The organism is Candidatus Woesearchaeota archaeon (assembly GCA_016192995.1).
Taxonomy (GTDB): domain Archaea; phylum Nanobdellota; class Nanobdellia; order Woesearchaeales; family DSVV01; genus JACPTB01.
This window is the reverse complement of record JACPTB010000010.1, coordinates 19,528-33,837: the sequence shown is the minus strand read 5'-3', so window position 1 is coordinate 33,837 and position 14,310 is coordinate 19,528. Positions and strand designations below refer to the sequence as shown.

Below are 14,310 nucleotides of genomic sequence, written 5' to 3'. Positions count from 1 at the left end.
CTTCCGATTTCCAACCAAAAGGATAACTATGACTGAAGAAAAACAGCTTAAACTAAAAGTTGCAGAAGCAATTCAGGATGATGTCAATAAAGGTATTGTCAGAATTGATTCAAGTTACATGCATGAAATAGGTATTCGTCCAGGCGATATTGTTGAGATTTCTGGTGAAAGGCCTACGGTAGGGATAGCTGATCGCGCATATCCAGGAGATATTGGGTTGAATATTATTCGTATGGATGGTGTTTTGCGAAGAAATGCAAAAACTGGTATTGGAGAAATTGTTATTGTTAAAAAAGCGCAAATCAAAGAAGCAAAACGGGTCACTATTGCGCCTGCGCAGAAAGGTGTTGTCGTAAGAGCATCTCCGCAGATATTTAAGCAAGGTCTTTTAGGAAGGGCAGTAAAAAAAGGCGATATTGTGAGTTTAGGTGGAACTTCGCGAAGAAGAAACACGTTAAGCGATAGTCCTTTTTTTAATGATATCTTTTCTATGCTTGATGAAAGTATTGCAGGTTTTGGGTTTAGCGATCTTAAATTTATTGTCGCAGAAACTGATCCAAAACAGGCAGTTATTATCACTGATTTAACTGAAGTAAGATTTAATCCTGAAGCTGTTGAATTAAAAGAAGAAAAAGTGCTTGAAGTTACCTATGAAGATGTTGGTGGCTTAAAAGACGAGCTTAAAAAAATTCGTGAAATGGTTGAATTGCCTCTAAAGCATCCTGAAATATTCGAGCGTTTAGGTATTGAACCGCCTAAAGGAGTTCTTTTGCATGGCCCCCCAGGAACTGGTAAAACATTGCTGGCAAAAGCAGTAGCTAATGAAACCAACTCGTATTTTATTTTGATTAATGGACCTGAGATAATGTGTGTTGATGGTTCAACTGAATTGCTTACTAATCCTAAGGGAAGAAAAACAGTAGAAGATTTGTTTGAAACAGCGCAAAAAAAAGGAAGAATAATTCACCGTGATAATCATAAAGAAGTTATTGAACCTGATGAACCAATAAAACTTTTTTCAGTAAATGAACACATGGAAATTGTTCCTCAAGAAGTTCAATACATAACTAAAATAAACTGCGACAAAACATATTCGGTAAAAACAAAGAGAAAAGGAGAGTTTATTACTAGTAAGAATCAGCCGTTTGCAGCCCTTTCTCAAGAAGGCGAACTTATTTGGAAAAAAGCTGAAGAATTGCATAAAGGAGATCTTATTGCAATTGCAGGAAAAATCAATGGTTCAAAAGAAAATCCAAAAATTGATTTTTGGAACAAACTAGATAAAAACAGCATTTCTGTCGAGTTAAACGATGGTTCAATTTTGCCATTGGCAGATGTTTCAAGCACTGCAGATATTAAAACGTTTGCTTATGCTAAGCGCCAAGCAAAGGAAAGAGTGAATTACATAAAACCTATAACTGCTATTACTCCTCTTTTTGCTGAATTTATTGGAGCAATGATAAGTGAAGGTTATATTTTAGAGGAGGAAATTGCTATTGCAGGAATGGATAAAACACTTCAAGAGTTATACATTTCTTACTTTAAAGAATTATTTGGTATAACACATGTCAAGACAGTTGCCGATAAAGTGACTGTTTATTCTTCTGCATTATCTGAAATGCTGGTAAAAGGATTTGGATTGGAAATAAATAAAAAACAAGACAACTATTCTTTGCCTCGTTGGCTGTTGTTATGCAATGAAGAAACAATAGCTGCTTTTATTCGTGGATATTATCATGGTGATGGCACACAAGGTGCATCTGCATCAAAGTATCCTACACCAAGAATATATTCTAAAAGCAAACAGCTGTTGTTGGATATGCAGATACTTCTTTTGCGCATAGGGATTGTCTCAACAGTTAAAGAGTGGAAAACTAAATTATCATTAATGCATGCTCTTGAAATAACTGATAGCGGATGCATTGAGGAATTTTATACTATTGTAAAACCAATGGTAAAAAACAGCGTATATCAGCAATGGCAGGGGCAAAGAGTAAAATTTGATTCCAATGAACGTCTTCCTGATCTTAGCAAACTCTTGCATAACATAAAAGAATCATTGCAGTTAAGGTATAATCATGAAATTTCAGAAGCAAAATATGAACCTATTATTTCAGGAAGAGTTCCTTTAACACGAAGAAAATTAAAAGAACTGCTTGCCATTTTTGAAAAACATAAACAACCAAATGTCGAAAACGAGTTGAACAAATTAAGGAACATTGCAAAAGGTGTTCTTCGTTGGGATATAATAACAGAGATCAAACAAGGTGAAAGCAGAACGTTATATGATATAAGTATGAAATTCCATGAAAATTTCTTAGGCGGATCGCCGTTAACTGTTTTGCATAACAGCAAATTCTACGGCCAATCTGAAGCCAATCTTCGAAAGAAATTTGAAGATGCAGAGAAAAACGCTCCAGCAATTATTTTTATTGATGAAATTGATGCTATTGCAAGCAAAAGAGAAGAAGTGCATGGGGAAGTTGAGAGAAGAGTTGTTGCACAGCTTCTTGCGATGATGGATGGTTTGCAGGCGCGCGGCAAAGTAGTGGTGATTGCAGCAACCAATATTCCTGATTCAATAGATCCAGCATTGCGCAGGCCAGGAAGATTTGATCGGGAGATTGAAATAGGTGTTCCGGGAAAAACATCACGATTAAGCATCTTAAAAATTCATACGAGGAATATGCCGCTTGATAAAGATGTGGATTTAAAACATATTGCAGATATTACGCATGGTTTTGTCGGTGCAGATTTATCTTCATTGGCAAAAGAAGCAGCAATGGTAGTACTAAGAAGATTATTGCCGGAAATGGTGCTGCGTGAAGATGAGCCAATTCCTCCTACCTTATTAGAAAAACTAAAAATTGGTATGAATGATTTTAAAGAAGCTCTTAAAGTTGTTCGTCCAAGTGCTATGCGCGAGGTATTAGTTGAAATTCCTAATGTCAAGTGGAATGACATTGGCGGCTTAGATGAAGTAAAGCAGGAATTAAAAGAAGCTGTTGAATGGCCGTTAAAGTTTCCCGATGCCTTCAAACGTCTTGGAGTAAAACCTCCTAAAGGAATTTTATTATACGGTCCGCCTGGCGCAGGTAAGACCTTGTTGGCAAAAGCAGTAGCAAATGAGACTGAAGCTAATTTTATTCTTGTTAAAGGACCTGAGCTTCTTTCAAAATGGGTTGGTGAAAGCGAACGAGCAGTAAGAAAAATCTTCAAAAAAGCTCGCCAGACCTCTCCAACAATTATTTTCTTTGATGAAATTGATAGTCTTGCACCGCGCCGAGGTTCATCAGCAGATCTTGATGTAACTGAACGCGTAGTAAATCAACTTTTAACTGAGATGGACGGGTTGGAAGACTTGCATGATGTCGTTGTTATTGCTGCTACCAATAGGCCTGATATTATTGATACAGCATTGCTCAGACCAGGAAGATTTGATCGTATCATCTTAGCAAGTGTTTCAACGCAAGAAACACGTGAAGCCATTTTCAGGGTGCATATGAAAAATATGCCGGTTGAAGATGATGTTGATATTAAAGAGCTTGCGCAAAAAACTGAAGGGTATGTCGGAGCAGATATTGAAGCTATTTGCCGGGAAGCAGCAATCATGGCTTTGCGTGATGATATGAAGACGAAAAAAGTGCCTAAGAAATACTTTGAAAAAGCGCTTGAAAAAGTACGACCTTCCATGACTAAAGATATTGAAGAAGCATATAAAGAAATCCAGAAGTTCTTCAGATCAGCCCGTGGTAAAGAAATGCAGGAGAATAGACCAAGTTATTATGGATGATGATAGGTTAATATGCTAAACAAAATGATCAAAGTAAAAATTAATGATGTAAAAACACTTCTCATAAACAAACTTCTCAGTAGAGGTTTATCAAAAGAACATGCTGAAATAATAGCTGAAGATTATCTTCGTGGAGAATTGCAGGGTAAATATACTCATGGACTGCTGGCATTTCCATCACTATTTGAAATTCTTCCTTTAAAACAAGAATCTCCTGTCATTGATAAAAAGACACCTTCTGCGCTGCTCATTGACGCTAAAAGTAATTTAGGCGGAGTTGTTACAAGAAAATATTTAGATCATGGCATAGAGATGGCAAAAAACAATGGTATTTCTATGATTCTGATAAGGAATATGATCAGCTGGTTAAGACCAGGCAGCATTGCTCAGGATATTGCAGAAAAAGATATGGTTGGTTTTGTAGTGAACAGTGGCGGCAATCCGATGATAGCTCCACCAGGAGGATATGAGCCGAGAGTTGGCACAAATCCAATAGGAATAGGCATACCTTCTGAACAACATAATATTCTTGTTGACATGGCTACTTCAAAACGAGCATGGGGCGAGGTGCGAAATGCAGCATTAAATAATGTTGATTTGCCGTCGGAAACCTACTTGAATGATAAAGGAGAATTTACCGTTAATCCTCATGAAGCTGTTTCTGTCATTCCTTTTGGTGATTATAAAGGATTCGTGCTTGCCTTATTTATCGAGATTTTAACAGGGTCCCTTGTCAATATGCCGATGAATCAACAAAAAAGTGAAAAGAAAGGTTATTTAAAACTGCTGAGAGGCGCAGTGATCGTAATTATTAATCCAACATTTTCTACCACTCTTGATACTTTTAGAAAGATGAATAATAAACTATCTGAAGAAATAAGAACGACTAAACAAAGGCGTGGTTATAGCAAAGTATCTGTTCCTGGAGACAAAGCATTTGAGTTGGAAAACAAACATAGGAAAAATAAGTGTATAGATATAACGGAAACTCTTTGGAAAAAATTAAACGAGTTGTAGAATAAAATTTAAAGTATTAATGAAAAATTTATCTAATCCTTCTCACTCTTCCAGCTTTAACGTCTTCTAAACTTCTCTTAAATTTACCTACTAGTTCCCAATCAACTTGCTCTAATTCTTTCAATCGTTGGTATTCTCTTTTAGTAATAGTTATTGTTTCCATAGTTAATAATAGGTAACAACTTATTTAAATTTCTTTGCTTTCTTCTATTTAAAGCACGAATTAACTATCCTTTTCTTATGAACTCTCAAATACATCCTCATAAACCACTGCGCAAATCCTTCTTCATCTTTTTCAAGGGCATGATAATACTGTTTTCTTTTTTTGAATTCAAAAATAATCATAGGATAATGAGTATGCCATAACATATGATTAATAATAAGCCTTCCAATTCTTCCATTGCCATCGCCAAATGGATGAACTTTTTCAAATTGATAATGTACTCTTCCTGCAAATTCCACTGGATTTATTTTTTGTTTAGATCTCAAAAACTTCTCGAAAGTTGTCATTAATTTTGGAACATCCTGCCAGTCAGGAGCTCGATAATAGCCAACACGAACATGATAATCCCTCCATTTGTCGGCTAGATCTGGCTTAGTTTCGCCAAAAATACCCTTATGCCATTGTAGCAAAAGTTCATTATGCAATATTTTTCTCTCTCTTATTATTTCAAGAAATACTTTTGCATGCAGTTCAGTTTCTTTAATATCATCCAATGATTTTCGAGGAGCAATATGGTCTTTAACAATGTCCCTTGTTTCATCTAAAGTAATAGTTGATCCTTCAATCGCATTAGTATTATAAGTAAAAGCAATAGCAATTTCTTGGAGTTCTTTTTCTTTTATTGACGGTGGAAGTTTCTGCCATTCTTTTTGGAAAACATTTTTTATGAATAGCAGTTTTCTATACAAAAACTGCGAGTGTTTTTTCATAAATTGTTTTTCCAACTCTTTAATATTATCAGGAATTCTATCTCCAAGATATTGTTCTTTGGTAATAACTTTATCTCCTTCTCGAGTCGAATGCTTGAGATAAAAATATTCTTTAGTGCCTTTTTTCCTTTTTACAATTGCCATGAAGAATGGTACACTTACAAACTATTTAAATGTTGTGGTTTATGATTATTTGTAAGGGTAACTATCTGTCAGTTGTTTTATATTGAGAAAGAGCTTCTCCTTGTTGTCGTAATCCTCCATAAACAGCAGTTCTCAAATTCAAAAGTGCAGGTAAGATAAATCGATAATCTTGATGTTCTGATCCAGATTGTTGAAATTGAACAGCGCCATGTAATAATCTTTGTAACGGTGCATATACAAATGGTTCTTTGATTATTCCGATGGAGTTGGTATTATTAAATATTCCTAAGGTCGCATTTGCACTTTCAAGTTCATCAACAGAGGTTGTCAACAAGAGGGTGCTTAATTTTCGTCTCCTTATTTTGGTATATCTATATTTAATTTCAAAACCTACGCTGTTTTCATGAGGTTGTTTTCTTAAAACATAGTTGAATCTTAAACATATCTCAACACCACTTAAATCATCATTTTGTCCTAAAGAGATATGGAACGTTGGATTTCTAATAGCGTCTTTTGCGTCATAATCAGTGCTGGTATCAGGAATAATTAGTGACTTGACTCGTGTTCGATGATAAAATTCAACAAACTCTCTCAAGGTTTCTAAAATCTCAGCTTCTTTTTGCGCAAGATTTTTTTCTAAATCACCCAGTGCTGAAGCATCAGTTAAATTTCTTGATAATGCCTCTTCTATGACTACTGGACTATAACCTTTTTCACTAAGTATTTCTCCGATTCTGTGTTTTGTCAATGGTGGAAGTTCTGTTAAATCTGCAAGTGCTTCTCCAGCAAATTGATATCTTTCTCGTGCATTTGATTGCGTCATTTTTTCAAGAACATGGAGTAAGTTTTCACTATATCTTCCTGCAACTCTATCTCTAAAATTAATACGACTAGTATCATCCAATAGCAATCCTGGATGCTGGTTAGTTATACACCTAATGAGCGTTGCCCCTAATCCATAAATATCTGTTCTTTGATCTGCAGCTTTTCCCATAGCTTGCTCAGGAGCCATATATCCGGGAGTGCCATAAAGAGTGCGTATACCAATAAGTGTATTAAATGGTTGAGTTGCAACACCAAAATCAATAAGGCTTGATTCACTGCCATCAAGAATAATATTTTCTGGTTTGATATCACGATGAATAACCGGCGTAGATTGTGCATGTAATACTGAAAGTAATTCAAGCATTTGGATCAAAAGTCTAGTTGCTTCAGTTTCTGATAATGGTCCATGATCCTTAATTACTTGTTCTAAACTCTGACCTTCTTTAAATTCACGTGCAGAATAAATTCTTCTGTCAGTAGGAGAAAGTTCAATAATACCACTGCCATAATATTTTGGAACCCGTGGATGATCTAATCGTTTAAGAACATCTACTTCACCTTCAATAGTTTGCACAAGAGCTGCTGTTCTTTCAGGTGGCGCATCTTGTGGTAGTGAAGCATTAAGTATTTTGACAAGACTAATTTTTTCACCAACAATACCTCGATAAGTCGTACCAGTAGCTCCTTCTCCAATATACTCTAACTCAACTTCATCTTTACTATCTATCACTGCTTTCATAACACAAAGAAATAGATTTTGATTTATAAACACTTTCTTGTGATTACTTATGTTTACTCGCTTCATTGCCATTATTCTGAGCAAAACATTTAAATATATGTTGTATATACATTGAATATAGGTGGTATATATGGTACAAGCAATGATTAATATCTCAGAAGAAACAAATCAAGTATTGAATATTGTAAAAGCAAAGCATAATCTCCGTGACAAATCAGAAGCTATTGATTTAGTGGTAAAAGAATATGGGGAAGATATGTTAGAGCCTGAATTAAGACCTGAATATATTATTAAAGCAAAGAAAATAATGTTAGAAAAAACAGTAAAAGTAGGCAGTCTGGCAAATTTAAGAAAGAGGTATGAATAGATGTACATTCTTTCAATTAAACCAGAAGTAGATAAAATATTTGCTAAACTTTACAAGAAAAATAAAAAACAATATGAAATTATCATGATAACATCTACAAATAATTCTCACAAAGCTGAATGATAAGGAAAATTAATACATTTTATAAATTAACGACTTTAGCACCACCTATTGTAATTGATGAGGTAAAAACAATGGATAATCAACAAGAACCTGGTTTACATTCTGGTATTGAAATTCAATTTCATGCTCGTTTAGAACAAAGAATAGCAACTGAAGTTAAGAATGCTTTTGACGAAAAACAACCTTATGATCAAATAAGGAAGCGTATCACAGAGGCGGAAATGAGAAAATTTTACGCTTCATATTTGTTGGAAGTTAGAAGAAGATATGGTGTAGCAACTATGAGTAATGCTGCACGGTATACAGCTGACGATAGGTCTAACTTTCGAAGAAGATTAAAGCAGTATGGTTTAGATATGGATCGGTTGCTTTCTGAACCTGCTCCTTCTGATGAAGGAGTGCCAATTCAAATGCTGGAAAGAGGTGGAGTTTATTATCATCGTGAACATGTTGCTCATGTTATTGAGGCACAGTATCTAAAGTTACTTATGACTGCCACTGGTGGATGCATTTCTTCAGCAGCTCGAAAAATTGGAGATGATAGGTCTAACTTTCGAAGAAGATTAAAGCAGTATGGTATCACACCTGATAGTATAAACAATAGATTGTTGGCAACAACTTTTATAACTACTACCTAATTCTTTTCACTATGCTAACCTTCATAGACTTAATATTTGAAAAAAACAAAGAAACAAATACTGTAGTTGTAACACTCTATAATCTATTCTATTTTGAAATACCTTTCAATGAGCTGGATGTATTAGGTTCATGGCAACTACAAAAAAATAGCATTGCAGTTAAAGGTTTAGAAGACAACAAACTCAGAACAAAATTTCTTTTTTTGCTTGAGAAATACATGAAACAATTAAAAAGTAAGCTCAATGGTAATCCAGTAATGTACCTTCATCAAAATTCAGGCATTCCGTTGATAGGTTTGCAGTTTATTGGGATTGTTGACAAAGGCAGTGAAATGATTGAGGTTCGCCCAATAACCAATTGCAATATGAACTGCATTTTTTGCAGTGTTGATGAAGGGCCAGATTCACGAAAGCAGATTGATTTTGTTGTTGAGAAAGATTATCTGGTTCAAGAACTCAAAAAATTATTGGAGTTCAAATACAAACAGGAAGAAAATAAAGCAAATATTTGGATTAATCCAAGCGGCGAACCATTTTTATATGCGCCATTGGCAGAATTAGTTGGAGATATCAATGCGATGCCGCAGGTTAAAGAAATCCATATTATTACTAACGGCGTTCTTCTCAATAAACCTATCATAGATCAATTATCTAAATGTAATAAAGGTGAATTAAATGTTTCCATAAGCGGATTTTCTTCAGAAAAAGGAAAGCAGATGATGGGAAGCAAAGCTTACAGTATTGAAAGAGTTTTAGAAGAGATGCAATATGCAGCAAAAAAAATGAAGGTTACAGTTACGCCAGTCTATGTTAAAGGTTATAATGAAGAAGAAATGAAAGATATTTTGATCTTCTGCAAAAAACACAACATAAAAATCCAAATTCAAAAATTTACAACAAACAAATTTGGGAGAAATCCCATCAAGGAGCAGTCATGGGAACAGTTTTTTGCAGAATTGCAGCGATTACAAGATCAAACAGCTGTTCCATTAATACAGGAATTAGGTAAAATTGAGAAAACAAACGAATATCCAAAGCCTTTTAAAAAAGGAGATGTTATTGAAGTTGAAATAAAAGCATTGGGAAGAATGAAGAACGATAAAATAGCAGTTGCAAAGCAACGCGCAGTATTAGTATTAAATTGCCCAAAAGAGCATGGTAAAGTTAAGATCAGATTAGTTCAAAGTAAGCATGGATTGTATATGGGTGTGCTTATATAATATCGAGCGTAGGTCAGTAACATTTAAATATAAGTGTACCCTTAAGTGTAATATGGTTATCAAATCGTTAACTATTACTGAAGATGCCTATAATGCATTAAAAACCATTAAATCAGTAGATGAAAGTTTCAGTGATGTTATTCTCCGAGTCTCAACGAATAAAATAGGCGCAGCTGCAAAATTTGCAGGTGTTTTCAAGATGAATGATACTGAAGTTAAACAATGGAAACAGCAGATAGAGAAAAGGAGATCTGAAATAAATCATGAATTTATTGGGCGTTCAAGAAAGTCAAAGAGTAGATGTGGATGATACTTCTTGATACTTGTGCAGTAATTGACCTTCTTTCAGGTAAAGGTAACTATAAACAATTACAGGAAATAATTGCAACACAATCAGTTGCCATTAGTTCTATCAGTATTAATGAGTTACTTATCGATGCTCGTCAAGCAAAAAAACAAATAATCTATGAGTTTATGAAATCAGTTGAGATAATTCCGTTTGATGAACAAGCTGCAATAGAAAGCGTAAAAATTGAAGAAGAACTTACGAAAAAGGGAAGCAAAATAGGTAAATTAGATATTTTTATTGCGGGTATTTGCAGAGTACATAAGCTTATGTTAATAACAAGTGATAATGATTTCAAGAAAATTCCTCAACTTGACATGGTTTTGATATAATACACTTCTTATATATTAATCGGCTCTGGTGAAAATATATTGCACAGCAATATACCATCAAAGAAAGTCAAATGTAGTTCAACACTTTCTTTGATTCGTATAGTTTTTGGCATCTTTTTGTGAGGCTCTTCATGTTTGTATGTGGGGATTTTTCGAAGTTCCAGAGAGAAAAATCGAATTGAGATGCACTTGAAAAGCTGAACCGACGCTAAAACCATAGAAGACTTATTACGTAGTAGAAGAAGTGAAAAATTCCGAAGACTTATATTATAAGTTCTGGCGTTAGAATGACTGCGATTCTATTTTATCAATTTTCCAAAATCTCTTAGTTACTTCAATGGCTTTATTTTTGTCAAAGCTTTTACAGGTGTAAATTATTAAGGATAAAAATTTAGTATTAGACCAAACATAAACAGATATTCCAGAATCAATCAACGGGACAAAAGCATCATATCCCTGATTAATATCTTTACCCTCACCACATGGAGAAAAAATTATTGGTCCCCGATACATTCTAAGATTAAGGGATTTGGTAATTATTTTGAAGTAATCTATAATGAGGCTTTTGTTTGCATCAATTTTATAGAATCCCTCAATTAACAATCTTTGTCTTGTGATGCTTGGTGCTAAATTTTTCATAGTAATTATTAAGAAAATAAAGCCTTATATAAGTTTTTCGCAGTTGACCAGAATTTTCAATTGCACATAACTAATGTTTATTATTTTCATTATGATGAGAAAGATAAGTATTTCGAAAATGCTCACAAAATAGGCAGTAACTATAATTTTGCAAAGTTCTCTTATGGAGTTTAAGCATCAATATCTCCTAATAACCGCAACAACTTCTTTCCAGGAACCAACACGGTAAATGCCAGTTGGTAATGAGGGTGTTTGATTCCATGGATTGTCAAGCAATACAACTGGTCTTATTTGATCAACACATTCTATAGCATGTTCTAAAGAATCTTCAACTAACAAATCTATATCAAATAATCCACATAATTCACGTTTAGAGCTGGAATGCCACCCATTTCTAGCATAATGATTTGCGAAATATGCTCCAGCAAATGTCTCAGGGAAATATTTGTTAAGCCACTGAGAAGTAATAGGTATCAGATCACTCGGTCGGGCAGTTATTATTTCTAATCTATGGTCAGATTTAAGAAGGTTAATGCCTTCCTGTGCTCCATCAACTGGTAGCATAGCTTCAAACTCAGGTGATGCATAAAAATCATGCACTAGGTCAATTGCTTGTTCTCTTGTTCCTCCCCATGTTTCCCAGAATTTAAGTGATTTAAAACCATCTCGGTTCAAAGAATTGGAATATATCCTATTATAATATGCGATTAATGCAGACATATGATCTGCAAGTACATTATCTAAATCCACACCAATTCTCATAATAACTGAGAATATGAATTACTTATAAAAACTTATGTAACTCAGATTAATCACAACCTTTAAAAAACTCCTAATATCCTAACCTTCTATGACCAAAAAATCCCTAGTTGAAGCATCATCTGGTGATGTAGTTAAAATAACAACAACAGATTCTACCTATGAAGGTATTTTGATGCCTCAACAAAGTAAAACTTCTACTTTTATCAAGCTCAATACAGGTTACAACATAGGCATTAACAATACTACTATAAAAACTATAACTTTAATCAAAAAAGCAATTGAAAAACAAGAAAAAACAGCAACTAATACTTTAAATCCTCAATTAAAAACAATAGCAGTTCTCCATACAGGGGGTACTATTGCCAGCAAAGTTGATTATGCAACAGGCGCAGTTACGGCAAAATTCAGTGTTCATGATCTCTTATCTTTAGTTCCAGAACTAAAAACAATAGCAAACATAACAACAAAACAAGTTGCCAATATGATGTCTGAAAATATGCGGTTTCCTTTTTATAAAACATTAGCAGATGCAATAAGCGAGCAGATAAAACAAGGTGTTAATGGCATTATTATTGGTCATGGCACTGATACTTTGCAGTTTACAGCAGTAGCATTAAGCTTTATGTTTGAAAACCTTGCTATTCCTGTTTTAATTGTTGGTTCTCAGCGTTCTACTGATCGAGGTTCAACCGATGCAGCAATGAATCTAATATGCGCAGCGCAATTTATTGCCCATACAGATTTTAAAGGCATAGGGATTTGCATGCATGATACTACTAACGATGAATATGGAGCTATTTTACCAGCAACAAAAACAAAAAAAATGCATACGTCGCGAAGGGATGCATTCAAAGCAATAAATGATACGCCGATTGCAAAAGTGCATATGAAAACAGGCAAAGTTGAATATCTTAAACAGGATTATTGCAAAGAAGTTAAAGGAAAATTAGAATATAAGCCGAATTTTGAAGATAAAGTAGGCATAGTTAAAGTTTACCCAAATATGCTGCCTGAAATCTTTGATTTTTATCGTGAAAAAAAATACAAAGGGCTTATTATTGAAGGCACAGGTCTTGGCCATATGCCTATCTACATTCACGAGGCAAAAGATGAAATCATTAATGCAGTTAAAAAACTGATCAATAGTGGGTGCATTGTTGTTATGAGCTCGCAAGCTATATTCGGCAAAGTGATGATGGATGTTTATTCTAATTTAAGAAAAGAAAAAGAGATAGGAATTATTGAAGGCAATGATATGCTCACTGAAACAGCGTTTATCAAATTAGCATGGTTATTAGGCAACTACAAACCAGAAGAAGTAAAACAGTTGATGACGGAAAATTTGAGAGGAGAAATAAATTCAAGAATTTCGGTTGATGAATATATTGAGTAATTCCATATCATGAAATTTTAAGTAGAATCATCTTCTAATAATTCAATAATAATCTTTTTACCTAACTTTGTAATGCCAATCTCTGTATTTTCTGTAAGGTGCATCTGTTTTTCTAAATCATTTGGTACTCGAAAAACAAGTCCGCCGCCACTCCTAGAAAAACGCCTATGTAATTTTAATGGTTCTGGCCAAACACCTAATTTTCGTGCAGTAGTTATTGTTTTTTGTGTTTCTTCTTCGTAAGGAATCTCTTCATTGCATTTGTTGCATCGTTCTCCTTTTACAACAAAAACATAGCCATGTAATTCTAAAAGAATATCTTCTACAGAAAGTAGCTCTCCTTTCTCACAAATATAACATCTTTTCAACTACATTATGTGATGTATTTGTTATATATAAATCTTTCTAATTAACTGCCTTCTTATTCATTCAATAACATTTATATATAACTAATTATATACATACTATAAGTGATATATAATGAAAGCTACAACAATACAAATTGATAAATCGATTGTAAAAAACTTGAGTGAAGTGCGGGATTATCCTAGGCAAACCTATAATGAACTCTTAAAAAAAATGATTCATACGTATAAAACGGTAAAAAAACATAATCAATACGATGAATTTCTTCATAAAATACAACAAGCTAAAATGAAAGAGTTGTGGAATAACAAGGAAGATGAGGCATGGGAAGATGCTTAAATCAGGCGATGTTATCCTTGCGCATATGCAGTTTACTGATACTTTTGAAATTAAAAAACGGCCAGCAGTAGTTTTATTTGAAGAATATGGGAACGTGGTTATTGCAGGAATTACAAGCAATATATCTATGGATGGAATATTGCTCACCAAAAAAGAAGGTGCAATAAAAGATAGCATCATCAAAGTAAATTATATATTTACTGTTTCAAAAATGATGATTGAGAAAACCTTATTTTCATTATCAAAAGAGAAAAAGAAACAGCTTTACGAAGCGCTAAATGGAAAACTGAAACAGTTAACTATTTGAGTTTTTAAAATAATAACAATTATTATA

General features: G+C 33.9%; 15 protein-coding genes. 10 read left to right on the top strand and 5 right to left on the bottom strand.

The genetic code is table 11. From position 1 onward, the window contains the following. Positions 1-28: 28 nt before the first annotated feature. Complete coding sequence (locus HYY69_07375) at positions 29-3,793, top strand: AAA family ATPase (GenBank protein MBI3033270.1); 3,765 nt, start codon at positions 29-31, stop codon at positions 3,791-3,793. A 12-nt stretch (positions 3,794-3,805) separates the two neighbouring features. After that, positions 3,806-4,810, top strand: coding sequence for an Ldh family oxidoreductase (locus tag HYY69_07370; protein MBI3033269.1), 1,005 nt, complete (start codon positions 3,806-3,808; stop codon positions 4,808-4,810). A gap of 207 nt (positions 4,811-5,017) precedes the next feature. Here the strand turns inward: HYY69_07370 and HYY69_07365 are convergent, their stop codons facing one another. Both HYY69_07365 and HYY69_07360 read right to left on the bottom strand, forming a co-directional pair. Further along, positions 5,018-5,887 carry a Fic family protein gene (locus tag HYY69_07365; GenBank protein MBI3033268.1) on the bottom strand — a complete coding sequence of 290 codons (870 nt, stop codon included), beginning with the start codon at positions 5,885-5,887 and terminating at the stop codon, positions 5,018-5,020. A gap of 61 nt (positions 5,888-5,948) precedes the next feature. Beyond that, a complete protein-coding gene (locus HYY69_07360; GenBank protein ID MBI3033267.1) occupies positions 5,949-7,451 on the bottom strand; it encodes a serine/threonine protein kinase in 1,503 nt (500 codons plus the stop codon). 130 nt (positions 7,452-7,581) lie between these two features. Here HYY69_07360 and HYY69_07355 point away from each other — a divergent pair, with 130 nt between their 5' ends. From HYY69_07355 to HYY69_07335, 5 genes are all read left to right on the top strand, one after another. Further along, positions 7,582-7,818: a DUF2683 family protein gene (locus tag HYY69_07355; GenBank protein ID MBI3033266.1), complete on the top strand. Its 237-nt coding sequence runs from the start codon at positions 7,582-7,584 to the stop codon at positions 7,816-7,818. A 194-nt stretch (positions 7,819-8,012) separates the two neighbouring features. After that, complete coding sequence (locus HYY69_07350; protein ID MBI3033265.1) at positions 8,013-8,579, top strand: hypothetical protein; 567 nt, start codon at positions 8,013-8,015, stop codon at positions 8,577-8,579. A gap of 11 nt (positions 8,580-8,590) precedes the next feature. Further along, positions 8,591-9,799: a radical SAM protein gene (locus tag HYY69_07345; GenBank protein MBI3033264.1), complete on the top strand. Its 1,209-nt coding sequence runs from the start codon at positions 8,591-8,593 to the stop codon at positions 9,797-9,799. 52 nt (positions 9,800-9,851) lie between these two features. Further along, entirely contained in the window at positions 9,852-10,109 is a 258-nt protein-coding gene (locus HYY69_07340) for an antitoxin VapB family protein (GenBank protein ID MBI3033263.1), read from the top strand. Then, entirely contained in the window at positions 10,106-10,477 is a 372-nt protein-coding gene (locus HYY69_07335; GenBank protein MBI3033262.1) for a type II toxin-antitoxin system VapC family toxin, read from the top strand. The genes HYY69_07340 and HYY69_07335 overlap by 4 nt, the downstream gene beginning before the upstream one ends. Positions 10,478-10,759: 282 nt before the next feature. Here the strand turns inward: HYY69_07335 and HYY69_07330 are convergent, their stop codons facing one another. Together HYY69_07330 and HYY69_07325 are read right to left on the bottom strand one after the other, a co-directional pair. Then, a complete protein-coding gene (locus HYY69_07330; protein MBI3033261.1) occupies positions 10,760-11,116 on the bottom strand; it encodes an S-adenosylmethionine decarboxylase in 357 nt (118 codons plus the stop codon). A gap of 177 nt (positions 11,117-11,293) precedes the next feature. Beyond that, positions 11,294-11,878, bottom strand: coding sequence for a hypothetical protein (locus tag HYY69_07325; protein MBI3033260.1), 585 nt, complete (start codon positions 11,876-11,878; stop codon positions 11,294-11,296). Positions 11,879-11,966: 88 nt separating this feature from the next. On the opposite strand from HYY69_07325, the gene gatD reads away from it, so the two are divergent. Then, on the top strand, positions 11,967-13,271 hold the full coding sequence (gatD, locus tag HYY69_07320) for a Glu-tRNA(Gln) amidotransferase subunit GatD (protein MBI3033259.1): 1,305 nt from the start codon (positions 11,967-11,969) through the stop codon (positions 13,269-13,271). Positions 13,272-13,288: 17 nt separating this feature from the next. Here the strand turns inward: gatD and HYY69_07315 are convergent, their stop codons facing one another. Next, positions 13,289-13,639 (bottom strand): hypothetical protein, encoded by a 351-nt coding sequence (locus HYY69_07315; protein ID MBI3033258.1) that lies wholly within the window; start codon positions 13,637-13,639, stop codon positions 13,289-13,291. A gap of 112 nt (positions 13,640-13,751) precedes the next feature. On the opposite strand from HYY69_07315, the gene HYY69_07310 reads away from it, so the two are divergent. Together HYY69_07310 and HYY69_07305 are read left to right on the top strand one after the other, a co-directional pair. Further along, positions 13,752-13,976: a hypothetical protein gene (locus HYY69_07310; GenBank protein ID MBI3033257.1), complete on the top strand. Its 225-nt coding sequence runs from the start codon at positions 13,752-13,754 to the stop codon at positions 13,974-13,976. Further along, a complete protein-coding gene (locus HYY69_07305) occupies positions 13,969-14,283 on the top strand; it encodes a type II toxin-antitoxin system PemK/MazF family toxin (protein ID MBI3033256.1) in 315 nt (104 codons plus the stop codon). The genes HYY69_07310 and HYY69_07305 overlap by 8 nt, the downstream gene beginning before the upstream one ends. The last annotated feature ends 27 nt before the right edge of the window (positions 14,284-14,310 follow it).